This is a genomic window from Streptomyces sp. NPDC048436, assembly GCF_043200355.1.
GTDB lineage: Bacteria > Actinomycetota > Actinomycetes > Streptomycetales > Streptomycetaceae > Streptomyces.
Map to the genome: position 1 here is coordinate 211,544 of NZ_JBICXP010000011.1, position 13,532 is coordinate 225,075.

The 13,532-nt window shown below is 70.7% G+C and carries 13 protein-coding genes; all 13 read right to left on the bottom strand.

Going from position 1 to position 13,532, the window contains the following annotated elements:
* Nucleotides 1-32 precede the first annotated feature (32 nt).
* The gene (locus ACGFX9_RS31260; protein WP_393480267.1) at nt 33-1,124 is read right to left on the bottom strand and encodes a mechanosensitive ion channel family protein; all 1,092 of its coding nucleotides are present in this window, start codon (nt 1,122-1,124) and stop codon (nt 33-35) included.
* A gap of 176 nt (nt 1,125-1,300) precedes the next feature.
* On the bottom strand, nt 1,301-2,113 hold the full coding sequence (locus ACGFX9_RS31265) for an SAM-dependent methyltransferase (RefSeq protein WP_393480271.1): 813 nt from the start codon (nt 2,111-2,113) through the stop codon (nt 1,301-1,303).
* Between the two features lie 81 nt (nt 2,114-2,194).
* Nucleotides 2,195-2,932 (bottom strand): Asp/Glu racemase, encoded by a 738-nt coding sequence (locus ACGFX9_RS31270; protein ID WP_393480482.1) that lies wholly within the window; start codon nt 2,930-2,932, stop codon nt 2,195-2,197.
* A gap of 80 nt (nt 2,933-3,012) precedes the next feature.
* Nucleotides 3,013-3,495, bottom strand: coding sequence for a MarR family winged helix-turn-helix transcriptional regulator (locus ACGFX9_RS31275; RefSeq protein WP_393480276.1), 483 nt, complete (start codon nt 3,493-3,495; stop codon nt 3,013-3,015).
* 39 nt (nt 3,496-3,534) lie between these two features.
* Entirely contained in the window at nt 3,535-4,383 is an 849-nt protein-coding gene (locus ACGFX9_RS31280) for an alpha/beta fold hydrolase (protein WP_393480281.1), read from the bottom strand.
* Nucleotides 4,380-5,039: an isochorismatase family protein gene (locus ACGFX9_RS31285; RefSeq protein WP_393480286.1), complete on the bottom strand. Its 660-nt coding sequence runs from the start codon at nt 5,037-5,039 to the stop codon at nt 4,380-4,382. The genes ACGFX9_RS31280 and ACGFX9_RS31285 overlap by 4 nt, the downstream gene beginning before the upstream one ends.
* Nucleotides 5,036-5,722, bottom strand: a complete 687-nt coding sequence (locus ACGFX9_RS31290) for an SRPBCC family protein (RefSeq protein ID WP_393480290.1) — start codon at nt 5,720-5,722, stop codon at nt 5,036-5,038. The genes ACGFX9_RS31285 and ACGFX9_RS31290 overlap by 4 nt, the downstream gene beginning before the upstream one ends.
* A complete protein-coding gene (locus ACGFX9_RS31295) occupies nt 5,722-6,228 on the bottom strand; it encodes a (2Fe-2S)-binding protein (RefSeq protein WP_393480295.1) in 507 nt (168 codons plus the stop codon). The genes ACGFX9_RS31290 and ACGFX9_RS31295 overlap by 1 nt, the downstream gene beginning before the upstream one ends.
* Complete coding sequence (locus tag ACGFX9_RS31300) at nt 6,225-8,585, bottom strand: xanthine dehydrogenase family protein molybdopterin-binding subunit (RefSeq protein WP_393480300.1); 2,361 nt, start codon at nt 8,583-8,585, stop codon at nt 6,225-6,227. The genes ACGFX9_RS31295 and ACGFX9_RS31300 overlap by 4 nt, the downstream gene beginning before the upstream one ends.
* Nucleotides 8,582-9,430 carry an FAD binding domain-containing protein gene (locus ACGFX9_RS31305; protein ID WP_393480305.1) on the bottom strand — a complete coding sequence of 283 codons (849 nt, stop codon included), beginning with the start codon at nt 9,428-9,430 and terminating at the stop codon, nt 8,582-8,584. The genes ACGFX9_RS31300 and ACGFX9_RS31305 overlap by 4 nt, the downstream gene beginning before the upstream one ends.
* Nucleotides 9,431-9,502: 72 nt before the next feature.
* Complete coding sequence (locus tag ACGFX9_RS31310) at nt 9,503-10,906, bottom strand: MFS transporter (protein ID WP_393480309.1); 1,404 nt, start codon at nt 10,904-10,906, stop codon at nt 9,503-9,505.
* 17 nt (nt 10,907-10,923) lie between these two features.
* Nucleotides 10,924-12,198 (bottom strand): FAD-dependent monooxygenase, encoded by a 1,275-nt coding sequence (locus tag ACGFX9_RS31315; RefSeq protein WP_393480314.1) that lies wholly within the window; start codon nt 12,196-12,198, stop codon nt 10,924-10,926.
* Nucleotides 12,199-12,242: 44 nt separating this feature from the next.
* Nucleotides 12,243-13,274, bottom strand: a complete 1,032-nt coding sequence (locus tag ACGFX9_RS31320) for a hypothetical protein (protein ID WP_393480318.1) — start codon at nt 13,272-13,274, stop codon at nt 12,243-12,245.
* Between the last annotated feature and the right edge of the window lie 258 nt (nt 13,275-13,532).

Below are 13,532 nucleotides of genomic sequence, written 5' to 3' on the forward strand. Positions count from 1 at the left end.
CGGCGGACCGTCCGATGCCGTGGCGCTGCCCGCTACGGCACCGACTTCGTCGGCGTCGGGACCTCGCGCTGGTGCGGGATCAGGCCGGGCGGCAGCTCGCCCTGCTGCACGTTCACCGTCCTGACGGGGGCGGGCACCCGGATGCCCTCGGCGCGGTAGCGCCGGTGGAGCTGCTTGATGAACTCGTGCTTGATGCGGTACTGGTCGCTGAACTCGCCCACGCCGAGGATCACCGTGAAGCTGATCCTCGAGTCGCCGAACGTGTGGAAGCGGACGGCCGGTTCGTGGTCGGGGAGGGCGCCGTCGACGTCCTTCATGACGCTCTCCACGACCTCGGTCGTGACGCGTTCGACCTGCTCCAGGTCGCTGTCGTAGCTGACGCCGACCTGGACCATGATCGACAGGTCCTGCTCGGGGCGGCTGAAGTTGGTCATGTTGGTGCCGGCGAGCTGGGCGTTCGGGATGATGACGAGGTTGTTCGACAGCTGACGCACCACCGTGTTGCGCCAGTTGATGTCGACGACATAGCCCTCCTCGCCGCTGCTGAGCCGGATGTAGTCGCCCGGCTGTACCGTCTTCGCGGCCAGGATGTGGACGCCCGCGAAGAGGTTGGCCAGGGTGTCCTGCAAGGCAAGGGCCACCGCGAGACCGCCCACGCCCAGTGCCGTGAGCATCGGGGCTATGGAGACGCCGAGCGTCTGCAGGACGACGAGGAAGCCCATGGCGAGGACCACGACGCGGGTGATGTTGACGAAGATCGTCGCCGATCCGGCCACGCCCGACCGGGACTGCGCCACGGACTTCACCAGGCGGGTGACCACCCGGGCCGCCGTGAGGGTCGCGGCGAGGACGAGCAGGGCCGTCAGCGTCATCGAGACGTTGCGGCCGGTCCTCGGGGTGAGCGGCAGAGCGGCGGCGGCGACGGCCGCACCGGCCGTGATCGCCGCGCAGGGGACCAGGGTGCGCACGGCGTCGACGATGACGTCGTCGCCACTCCACCGGGTCCTGCTGGCCCGTTCACCCAGCCACCGCAGGATCATCCGCAGCAGCAGACCCGCCGCGATACCGGCGGCCACCGCGATGCCGGCGGCGATCAGGTCGTGCCATGTGAGGGCTCGCTCCATCAGTTCATTCTCCAGATCGTGCGGCGAGCCGGACGTGTGTTCGTGGCCCGGCGCGAGCGTCATCCTGCCCCATGGATGCGGCGCGAGCGCCGGGGGCCCGCACCAGCCTGCCGCCAACTGGGCATCCGTAAGGCAAAATCAGACATCCCGCACCGAACCGCCCGCCCCCGCTCCGGTTACGCCTTGCGCGCCACCCCCGCGTACAGCGGCACCGGCGTCCCGTTCCTGACCTCGTCGACGCCCAGCTCCGGGTGCCAGTCCGGCAGCCACGCGATGCCGGGAGCGGTGAGCTCAAGGCCCGTGAAGAACCGCTCCACTTCGGCCCGCGAGCGCGGCGCGAGCGTGACGCCGCCCGCCTTGTACATCTCCACGGCCTGCCGCGTCCGCTCCGGATCGAAGTCACCGGCCATCTGGGACAGGACCAGGTAACTGCCGGGCGCGAGGGCCGCGACGAGCCGCTCCACGACGTCGTACGCACCGTCCTCGTCGGAGATGAAATGCATCAGCGCGATCAGTGACAGAGCGATCGGCCGGCTGAAGTCCAGTACGCCTTCCGCCTGTTCGAGGATCCTGTCCGGCGTACGAGCGTCCACCTGGAGGAACTCCGTCGCCCCCTCCGGCGTCCCCCGCAGCAGCGCCTCCGCGTGCGCGAGGACGATCGGGTCGTTGTCCACGTACACCACGCGCGCGTCGGGCGCCGCCGACTGGGCGATGCGGTGGAGGTTGGGCTCGGTGGGGATGCCGGTACCGACGTCCAGGAACTGGCGTATTCCGGCCTCTCCCGCGAGGCGGCGCGTGGCGCGCTGCATGAACCAGCGGTTGTGCTGCGCGCAGTACTTGGTCCGCGGTTCGAGGCTCTCGATCTGCCGCCCGAGCTCCTCGTCCACCGGGTAGTTGTCCTTGCCGCCCAGGAACCAGTCGTAGACCCGGGCGGGGTGCGGCTTGCTGGTGTCGATCGGGTGCGTGGCGGGCGGCGGCACAGCGGTCATGCGTCAACTCCCAAGGGCGTGACGGGCGTTCAGGCGTACCTCGAGTACGTCCGGCCATCGTGCCCCGTAGACCCACGGCGCTCAAGCACGCCTCGGCTCCCGCAGCAGGCTGCCCGCACCCGGCACCCACGGCGGCAGCCCCAGCTCCGTCAGAATGCGGTACGCGGTAGCGGTGGCCGCCGACAGGACGGGCAGGCCCGCCGCGTCCTCCACCGCCTGGACCGACGCGAGCGACGGCATCTGCACGCACGCCGAGAGGACAAGGGCGTCGGCGCGGCCCAGGTCCAGGCGGCGCCAGTGGTCGCGCAGGTCGGCAGGGTCGAGCCGGGCGACCGCCAGATTGTCCGGGACCTCAAGGCTGAGCGCGTCCACCACCTCGATCCCGGCGTCCTCGATGTAGTCGGCGACAAGACCCGTGAGCGGCTTCATGTACGGGGTGATGATCGCGACCCGCGCGGCGCCGAGCGCCCTGATGCCGTCGAGCAGGGCGCCCGCGCTGGAAATCACCGGCGCCCGCGCGCCCTCGGAGCGCAGGGCGGCGGTGATCTCGTCCTCCGCCACGCAGTGGTGGCCGGGCCCCTGCGCCATGATCGCGACGAGGCAGGCGGTGGCGACCACATCGGGCCTGGCGTCGGCGAGTTCCAGCGCGGCACGCTCGGTCTGCGCGTTCATGGCCTTGAGCTGCTCGGGCGTCACATGCTTCATGCGCATCCGGCTGCTGTGGAAGACGAACCGGTCCTGCGGCGCCACGGATTCCCGGTCGCGCAGCATGCGCGGCAGCTCCGTCTCCATCGTCAGATTCGAGCTGGGCACGATCATGCCGATGTGGTGGTCGGTCGCTATCGTCGCGGTCACTGGCACGGGATCCTCCGGATGTTGTCGTACGACTGCTCGTACGGCTATGAGTCCTCGGTCAGCCCCTCCCAGTGATCGGCGAGAGACGTGAGGAGATGCATGACTTCTTCGCGCCGCTCGGCGCCGAACGGTTCAAGGAGCCGCTCGTCGAGCTCACGGGCGCGACGGTTGGAGTCGCGGAGGGTGCGCTCACCCTCCTCGGTCAGATAGAGGAGCTTGCGGCGACCGTCGTCGGCGGCCGTCTTCCGCAGGATCAGCCCCCGGTTCTCCAGGCGACGCGCCACGTCCGCCATCGTCGACGTGTCCAGGGCGACCGCCGATGCCATCGACCGCTGGTCGTGGCCGGGCGAGGCGTCCACGGCCTGCAGCACGGCGAACTGCGGTCCGGTCAGCGTCGGGTCGACGGCGCGGATCCAGACCGCGAGATACGCCTGGTAGAGCCGCCGGACCTGGTAGCCGGGTGCGGCCGTGAGGGCGGCGGGGGGCCCGGGCTGCGGGGGAGTCGTGGTGGAGGTTTCGTCAGCCATGGGGCCCACTTAAGCACGGGGGTTGACCGGTCAGGACGCTCAGGCCAGCATCGGCCGCAGCGCCTCCCGGAGCGCGGCGAGGGCCGCGCGCGTGCTGTCCCAGAACAGCATGTGACCGGCCTCGGGGACCGCGGTGAGAACGGCCGAGGGATGCAGCCGGGCGGCCTCCGCGACGCCCGCAGCGGTGACGACGGGACTGTCCGCGCCGTACAGGAGCGCCGTGGGCCTGGGCACCGAGGGCCACCAGTCGAAGAAGTCCTCGGACTCGAAGCCGCGGTGCGTGGCCGCGATCGCCTCCTCGTCGCAGCTCGCGAGCCAGCGGGCCCGCAGCTCCTGCTCCCGACGAGGCCAGCGCGGCCACGACAGGGCCACCTCGTCCGCGTCCGTACCGCGCCGGGCCTGCGCGAGCTGGCCGAGGAAGGCGTCAAGCGGTGTCGGGTAGGGGGCGCGGCCCGGGCCGCTCATCGGCGGGTCACCGAGGACTGTGCCGCGCAGCGCCACCTTGCCCCGGACGGCGGTCACCGCCGCGATCCGCGCGCCCATGGAGTGCCCGAACAGGACCGGCCGGTCCAGGCCGAGCCCCGTGACGACGGCTTCGACGTCCTCGGCGTACTCCTCAAGGGTGTAAGAGTTGCCACTGTCGGAGAGCCCGCGCCCACGGACGTCGAGGACCAACGGGCGTGCGACGTCCGTCAGTTCGCGGGCCACGAAGTCCATCGTGACGGCGGGGCTCGTGATGCCGGGCAGGACGAGGACCGGGGTGCCGGTGCCGTCGTAGTCGAGGACGTGCAGGCGCGTGGCGCCCGTGCGGACCCAGCGGCCGGTGGCGGGGATGTCGGCCAGGTCGGCGAGGGCTGACTGCGGCAGGGCGCGGTCGGTCAGGGTCATGGGTTCCTCCTGGCGGGCGCGAGGGCACCCAGGTACGTGACTGCTTCTGCGAGGTCGATGACGTCCCCGTACTTGGCCTGGATGTCGAAGAGGCTCGCCTCGTGCGGTCCCGCCGCCCGGTCGCCGACACAGGCGCGCGGCACGAGCACCGAGAACCCGCTCTGCACGGCGTCGACCGCCGTCGCCCGCACACAGCCGCTCGTCGTGGCCCCGCACACCAGGACGGTGTCGCAGCCCAGGCCGGTGAGCAGCGCGGCGAGCGAGGTGCCGAAGAACGCCGACGCGCCCTTCTTCACCACCATCAAGTCGCTCTCCTCGTACGGAAGTCGGGGATCGAGTGCGACTTCCTCGCTGCCTTCCACCAGCGACCGCATGCCCTTCGCCTTGTGCAGCCACGTGACGGCGTCGCCCGCGGCCTCGGCGGGCGTGTAGGCGATCGCCGTGAAGATGACGGGCACACCGGACGGTCGGCCGCTCGCGATCAACTCACCGACCGCGCCCACTACTTCCGTGAGGTCCGCACCCGAAGGGAAGCCGTCCTCGGTGAAACCGCGCGTGAGGTCGACGACGAGGATCGCGGGGCGACTGCCTCTGCGTACGGGGGCGCCGAACCCTGCTCGTTCGTAGGTACGTTCCGTCTCCTGCCCGTAGTTCACGGAGTCCTCCTCGGTGTGCGCAGGGCCCGCAGCTCCCGCGCCTGTGCGCCGATCCGGCCCAGCAGCCAGCCCTCGAAGAGGCCGAAGGCGAAGGCCCCGGCGACCAGGCCGTACTTGGTGGCAGCAGGGCCGAGGAGCATGGAGAGGCCGTCGAGTTCGGCGTCCGCGGTTGTGGGGGCCGCCGCGGGAAGGGCGGCCCGAGGTGCGGTCGCGGCGGGGCCCGGGGTGGCCGGGGTGCGGTCCTGGTCGAGGAGGCTGCCCAGGTTCCGCGCGAACTGCTGGAGTATCCGTTCGGACACCGTCGCGATGGCACCCTTCCCGAACTGTGCGATCTTGCCCCGGATCACCAGATCCGTGGAGATCTTGAGCAGCGCACCCTCGGCCGCCGCGAGCACTTCGAGAGCGACCTCGGCCTCCGCGTCGCCGCTCCCGTGGGTGTCGGCCCCGCGCGCCTGCACCCGCAGCCTGCGCCCCTCGGGGTCGACCTCCAGGAAGCGGACCGTACCGGCGTACGCGGCGCTGATCGGGCCGACCTTGACCTTCACCGAGCCCTGCCAGGCATCCCCGTCGCGTCCGTCGAGTGCGGCACCCGGCATGCAGGAAGCGACCCGCTCGACGTCGTTCAGCAGGGCGAAGACCTCGTCCGGCGAGGCTTTGACCGGGACCGAGTTGGTGAGCTGCATCAGGACTCCTTGGGGCAGCGCCGGGCGACGGCGCAGCCGTCGATGGCCTCGACGATGGTCTGGTAGCCGGTGCACCGGCACAGGTTGGAGGCGACGACCGCACGGATCTCGTCCTTGGTCGCCTCGGGGCGCTCGGCGAGGAAGCCCTCGGCGAGCATCAGGAACCCGGGGGTGCAGAAGCCGCACTGAAGCCCGTGGTGATCGCTGAACGCCCGTTGCAGATCGCTCAGTTCGGACCCGTCCGACAGCGATTCGACGGTACGGATCTCGGCACCTTCGGCCTGCGCCGCGAACATCAGACACGCGCGGACGGGCCGGTCGTCCACCAGGACCGTGCACGCGCCGCAGATGCCGTGCTCGCAGCCGACGTGGGTGCCGGTCAGACGCAGATCGTGGCGCAGCACGTCGACGAGGGTGCGGCGGGGCTCGGTGATCACTTCGTGCCGCTCGCCGTTGACGTCGAGCGTGAGCAGCAGCACATCGGTGGCGTGGCCGGTGTCGGTCATGAGGACAGCTCCAGGTTCAGGGCGCGGTGCACCGTCTCCGGGGTGATGGGGGTGTGGTCGAGTTCGACGCCCGTGGGGCGCAGCGCGTCATTGACGGCGTTGAGCACGGCGGCCGGCGCCCCGATGGTGCCGCCCTCGCCCGCGCCCTTCGCGCCGGTTTCGGTGAACGCGCACGGTGTCTCCAGGTGGTGGATCAGGACGTCGGGGATCTCGTGGGCCGTGGGCACCTTGTAGTCCATGAAGCTGGTCGCCGACGGCTCGCCCTGGGCGTCGTACGTCACCTGCTCGAAGAGCGCGCCCGCGATGCCCTGCGCGATGCCTCCCCGGCACTGGCCCTCCACGACCTGCGGGTTGATGGCCACACCGCAGTCCTCGACGCAGACGTACCGCAGGATCTCCACCTGTCCTGTGCCTTCGTGGAGTTCGACGACCACGCCGTGGGTCGCGTTGGAGAAGGTGCCGTCGTTGAAGACGTCGAAGGTGGCGGTGGCACTGAGGCCCGGCTCGATGTCCTTGGGCAGCAAGTGCGCCTGGAGGTAGGCGACATCGGCCAGTTCCTCGTAGGTCAGGACACGACCGTCGTGGTGTCGTGCGCCCCCGCCCGCGAGCTGCACGTCCTGAGGCATGGCCTCCCACCGCGCCGCGGCGATCCGGCACAGCTTCTCGCCGAGCTTCGCCGCCGCGAGCCGCACCGCGCTGCCGCCCACCGTGATGGAGCGGCTCGCGAAGGTGCCCCATCCGTAGGTGATGCGTTCGGTATCACCCTGATGGAGCCTCACCTTGCAAAGGCTCAGGCCGAGTTCGTCGGCGACGATCTGTGCCATCGTCGTCTCGTGGCTCTGCCCGTGGCTCATCGTGCCGGTGGTGACGGTCACCGCGCCGCTGGTGTCCATCCGGACCTCGGAGATGTCGAAGCCGGGGACGACCCGCATCTTGCGCTGGGCGAAAGCCGCCGAACCGTATCCGGTGCGCTCGCTGAAGCAGGAGTAGCCGATGCCGATGTGCCGGCCCTCCGCTGCCGCCGCCGACTGCATCTCGTACCAGCCCTCGTCCGTGACAAGGCGCTCGCACAGGTTCAGCGACTCCAGATAGGAACCCGGGTCGTACGTGATGCCGTTGACGCCCGTGTACGGGAACTCCGTGATGACGTTGCGGCGGCGGATCTCGACCGCGGCCAGGCCCAGTTCACGGGCGGCCCGTTCGAAGAGCCGCTCCACCACCATCACGTACTGCGGGCGGCTGACCCCCCGATAGGGCGCGGTAGGCGCCTTGTTGGTGGTCACCGCCCGGCCGCGCACCCGGTAGGCGGGCACCTTGTAGACGCCGGGCATCTCCGCCGACGCCATCAGCGGCTCGATGCCCGCCGTGAACGGATAGCAGGAGTACGCGCCCATGTCGCACACCACCTCCGCGTCGAGCCCGAGAATCCTGCCCTCCGCGTCGAAGGCGGCGCGCACGTCGTAGTGCTGCTCGCGGGCGAGGAACGAGGCGGACAGGGCGTCCTTGCGGTCCTCGATCCACTTCACCGGCCTGCGCAGCCGCAGCGCGGCAGCAGCGGCGGCGATCTCCTCGCGGCCGACGACGCACTTCTGGCCGAAGCCGCCGCCCATGTCGGGCACGACGACCCGCACCGCCCGCTCGTCCAGACGCAGACAGCGGGACGCCACCGTCCGTACCTGGTGCGGGACTTGGGTGCAGGTCTGCAGGACGAGCTGCTCATCACGGTCGTCCCAGTGGGCGACGACACCGCGCGTCTCCAGCGGCAGGGCGTTCTGCCGGCCGGTCCGCGACTCGACGTGGACGACGCATGCCGCGGAGCCGAAGATCTCGTCGATGCCGTCCGTGGCGAAGAGCGACACGTCCACCAGGGTGTTGTGCGCGGCCTCCTCGTGGACGAGGGGAGCGCCGGGGGCAAGCGCCTGTTCCTCGGAGGTGACCGGCGGCAGGACCGTGTAGGCGACCTTGGCCGCCTCCAGACCGTCCTCCACTGCGTACGGGTCCCGTGCCACGACGATCGCGATCGGCTCGCCCACGTAGCGGACCCGGTCGCGGGCCAGGACGGGCATCGCGGTCGGCACGAACTCGGAGAGCGGACGGCCGAGTTGAGCGGTGATGTCGGCCATCTCCAGCTCTTCGGCCGTGAACGCGGCGACGACACCCGGCACGTCACGCACCGCCGACAAATCGACCGACGTGATCTCGCCGTGCGCGACCGTGCTGCGGACGAACTGGGCGTGCAGCATGCCCGGCAGCGCGATGTCGTCGACGAACCTGCCGCGCCCGGTGAGCAGCCGGGGGTCCTCGCGCCGGGCCACGGACCGCCCGACCAACTGGCCTTTCTCAGCGGGCTCGTTCATCGTGTCATCGCCTCCTCACAGGCACGCTGGACCAGCGTGCGGACGAGCTGTTTGCGGTAATGCGAGCTGCCGGACGCGTCGGACGGTGGATCGACGGCCCCGGCCGCAGCCGCCGCGCACTCGGCGAAGGAACCACCGCCCGCGAGGACGGCCTCCGCCTGCGGCACCCGCGTCACGGCGGCGGCGACCCCGCCGAGCGCGACCCGCCCGCCGCATACCGCACCGCCCTCCACGTCGAGATCCACTACCGCCGAAACAAGGGCGAAGTCCCCCTGCCGTTCGGCGAATTCGGTGAGCGCGGCATGCGGCGCCGGACGCGGGAAGACGATCTCGACGAGGATCTCGTCGAAGTCGAGGGCGGTCGTGTAGTAGCCGAGGAAGAAGTCCCCGGCGGCGATCGCGCGCTCGCCGCGTGGCCCGCGGGCCACGAACACGGCGTCGAGCGCCACCGCGAGCAGGCACCACTCGGCGGTGGCGTCGGCGTGCGCGATGCTGCCGCCGACCGTGCCGCGGGTACGGATCGGCAGGTGCCCGATCCACCCCATGGCCTCGCGCAGCACACCGAACTCCGCCCCCAGCCGCCCCCCGGTATCCCTCTCCACCGTGTGGTGGGTGGTGAGCGCGCCGATGCGCAGCCCGCCCGCAGGGTCCGTGCGCAGCCCGTCGAGCTCCCGGAGGCCGCCTATGTCGACCAGGTGCCGCGGCCGGGCGAGCCGGAAGTTCATCATCGCGACCAGGCTCTGGCCACCGGCGACGACCTTGGCGTCATCGCCGAGCTCGGCGAGCAGACGCGTGGCGCCGTCGAGGTCGCGGGCCCGGTGGTAGGCGAAGGGGGCGGGCTTCATGGTCCTCCTGTCGTACGTAGAGGGGTCGTGTCGTACGTGGAGCGGTCCTGCCAAATGGCCGTGCGGCCCCGGTCAGAGCCCCGCCTGCTCGGGCACCGGCAGTGGTGCGGCTGCTGGGGGTTCCCCCTCCCCGTCCTCCCCGTCAAGGGCCCGCCCCTTCGTCTCCGGCGCCGCCACGGCCATCCACGCGACGGCCACCAGGACGGTCCCGCCGAGTACCGCGAACGTCAGCGGCAGCCCGAGCAGCGGCCACATCACCGAGCCGAAGAGCAGCGGCGCGAACCCGGTGAGGGCGCGGCTGACCGAGGACGCCCAGCCGAAGCCGCTGGCCCGCAGGGGAGTGGGGTAGAGCTCGGACACGTACGCGTACAGGGCGGGGATGGCGAGCTGGGCCAGGAAGCCGAAGACGCCGATGGCCACGACCGAGCCGGTCGGCATGTCCCGCACCAGGGCGAACACCACCAGGGCGAGCGAGGCGACCGGCGCCGAGACGCCGATCAGCCACTTGCGGCCGACCAGGTCCACCAGGGCCGTGGAGACCAGGACGCCGACGATGCCGACGCCGCTCATCAGGGTGGTGCTCATGAACGCGGCGGTGTCGCCCTGGCCCTCCTCCTTGAGGATCGAGGGCATCCAGCTCAGCGCCGCGTAGTAGACGAGCATGATCGTGGCGAAGAGCAGCCAGGCCGCCGAGGTGATGCGCGGGCTGAAGCGCCAGATGCGGCGCAGCTGGTCGACCGCGGCGGCCACTCCGCGCGGGCCGTCGTCCGGCACCGGCTCGGGAATGACGTAGGGCTCCACGGGCGCCCCGGTCCGCTTGACCAGGTCGTCGATGACCTTGCGTGCCTCGGCCTCGCGTCCCTTCTTCGTCAGATAGATCGGCGACTCGGGGATCCCGCGCCGCGCCCAGAAGAGCAGCAGGGCGGGCAGGACCATCGTGGCCAGCATCCACCGCCAGTTGCCGTCGAGGGTCAGCATCGCCGTGGAGACAAGCCCGCACAGCGTCACGCCCACCGGCCACCACGCGTCGAGCGCGGTCAGGATCCGGCCCCGGTATTTGCGCGGTGAGAACTCGCCCACCAGCGCGTAGTCCACGGGGATGCAGCCGCCGAGCCCCACCCCCGCGAGGAACCGCAGCGCGAGGAAGACCGGATACGTCGGCGCGAGCGCGCCGAGCACCGAGAACACGGCGAAGATCAACAGTGTGACGCTGAACGCCTTCTTGCGGCCGATCCGGTCGGCGACCGCGCCCCAGGCGACGGCGCCCACGGCCATCCCCACCAGGTTCGCGGTGGCGACGAGTCCGCGCCCGCTGAGCGACAGGTCGAAGTGCTTGCCGAGGAGCGGCATGAGGAAGCCGTTCAACGCGATGTCGTACGCGTCGAAGAGGTAACCGAGGCCGCCGATGATGAAGATCTTGCCCTGGACCGACCATCTCCAGGGGAGGTCCTGAACGATCTGATCGCCTGTTTTCACGTTCGCTCCAAATGGGCTCAGCGTGTGAACTGGTACGAGAACGCGCCGAGATCGGGGTCGTTGAGCGGGCTGCCGCCCCAGAGCCAGTCGTACGAGAGGTCCGACTCGCCGTCGAATTCGAGGCGCAGCTTCTCGTCCCTGGCCTGCTGCTCGGGGCCGTCGGGGAAGTGGTAGAAGGTCTTGTTCTGCAGGGACGCCTCCTGCACCATCCCGGCGTGCTTGGCCCGCCGGTCGACATAGCGGCGCAGCGCACCCTCGATGCCGTTGGTCGTGACCGCGCCCAGTTCCTCGGCGAGTACGGCGGCGTCCTCCATGGCCTGCGAGGCGCCCTGCGCCTGGTAGGGGAGCATCGCGTGGCAGGCGTCGCCGAGGAGGGCGACCCGGCCGTCCTGCCACACCGGGTCACGGCGCCGGTGGTGGAGCGCGAAGCAGGAGACGTCCTCCTTCGCCTTGGAGAGCATCGCGGGTACGCGGTCGTCCCAGCCGGGGAAGGCGTCGACGAGGTCCTGCGCGGTGGCGGCGACGCTCCACTTCTCGGCGACCTCGTCCGTGCAGGGCACACAGGCCACGATGTTGAGGAACTCGCCGCCGCGGATCATGTAGTGCACCAGATGCCGGTCGGGCCCGTACCAGATCGTGGACTGGTAGCGGTCCACCAGCCAGCGCGTGGCCGGGTCGGCCACGATCAACTCGCCCGGTATGAGGGCCCGGTAGGCCATCTCACCGGAGAACAGCAGGGTGTCCGGGGCGCCCATGAGGTCGCGCACCTGGGAGCGGATGCCGTCGGCGCCGATGACGACATCGGAGGCGTACCGCCGCCCGTCGTCCGTGATGACCACCGGGCGCGCCGGGTCCGTGCGGTCGTCGAGTTCGACGACCTTGCTCGCGGTGTGCAGGGCGACGACCGGGCCCGGGCCCGCCGGGTCGGTGCAGGCGTCCATGAGGACGCGGTGCAGATCGGCCCGGTGGTAGTGCCAGTACGGCGCGTTGAACTGCTCCTTGCAGCGCCGGCCGAGCGAGGTCAGCCCGATGACGCTGCCGTCCTTCCAGCGCCGCCGCACCTGGTCGAGCGGCTCGGTGTGGATGGCTTCCAGCTGGCGGCGTAGCCCCAGGCCGAGCAGGATCCGGCTGGCGTTCGGCGCCGTCTGGATGCCCGCGCCCACCTCGCCGAGCCGCGCCGCCTGCTCAAGGACGGTGACCCGCAGACCGCGGTGCCGCAGCGCGAGAGCGGCGGTCAGGCCACCGAGGCCGCCTCCGACGACGGTGACTTCGTACGACTGACTGGACGCCACGCTTCCTCCATCTTCCTGATGCGTACGGGCAGTTGGTGAGCGAGTCAGCGCTCGGTGAGCCGGCCGCCCGTCACGACCTCGGTGTCGTCGACCGAGACGGTGCAGCCGCGCATGGCGATGTCGAGATGCGCGTACGACTCACGCCCGAGCACGGGGTGCGGTCCGGTGGACCACAGGAAGTTGCCCGCGAAGGCACGGGCGTCCATGCCCATCAGGTCGTCCTTGCCGTACATCGCGGTGGCGAACCAGTCGGCGGTACGCATCAGGCCCCAGCCCATGTGGGACAGGCTGCGCGCCCACTGGTCGTCGGCGTCCTCGAAGAAGGTCGAAAGGAGCTCGGCCTCGGCGCCGCCGGAGACCTTCTCGATCTGCCCGCCCGCGATCTGCAGGGTCACCGGCTGACGGACGTATTCCTTGAAGGGCAGCAGGATGTCGCCCTCGGCGAGCACGATCTGCCCGTCGGAGATCTCCGGCCAGCACAGCACCATCGTGCTCGGCCAGTGGTCCCAGCGGCCCGGGTCATCGGCGAAGCCGCACTGGAACTCGGGCTTGGATCCGGCGAGTTGCACGGTCAGATCGGTGCCCGCGTCCGAGGTGACCCGCATGACGGACGCCTGCTTGAGCAGCCGGACGCCTTCGAGCACCTCGTCCTTGTCCGATTCCTTGGGCAGATTGCGGATGAGGACGTCGGGTGCGTCGCAGACGAAGATGATGCGGGTACCCGCGCGCAGGATCTCCTGCTGGACCGGTGCGTGGATGAAGCCCTCGCGGGTCAGGTCGACGACCAGGTCGGCGGATTTCAGCAGGTCCTGCGCGGTGGAGTCGTTGAGTACGGAGACGAGGCCGGGGCCCGCGCCGGTGTGGGTGCTCGGCATCGGCGCGGGGCTGCCGCCGGGCACGGTCGCGGCGATGACATGGGCGCCGCACGTCTTCGCGGCGCCGAAGGCCGCCGCCACGTAGTCGCCGCGGCTGCCGGGTTCGGAGAGGACGACGACGTGCTCGCCCTCGCGCAGCTTGCACAGCCGCAGTTCGCGGGTGAACGCGTCGAGCAGATCGACGGACGAAAGATCGAACACGGGGGATCCCTTCTTTCGGGCTGCCATGGGCATGCAGGGCCATGCGGGCATGCGGGCAGCACGACTCCGGACACATCGTGCGAGGGGTGTTGTGGGGGAGCTACGGGGCGCTCAGGCAGGCCTCACCGGCCCGCTGTACAGGGTCTGAACTGCGGATACGGGGCGGTGGGTGACCGCCCGACTGAGATAATCCGAACACGTACTATCTCGCCTTGGCAAGGGGTCGTGCACGGAGTTAACGTCGACGTTTCCTGACGG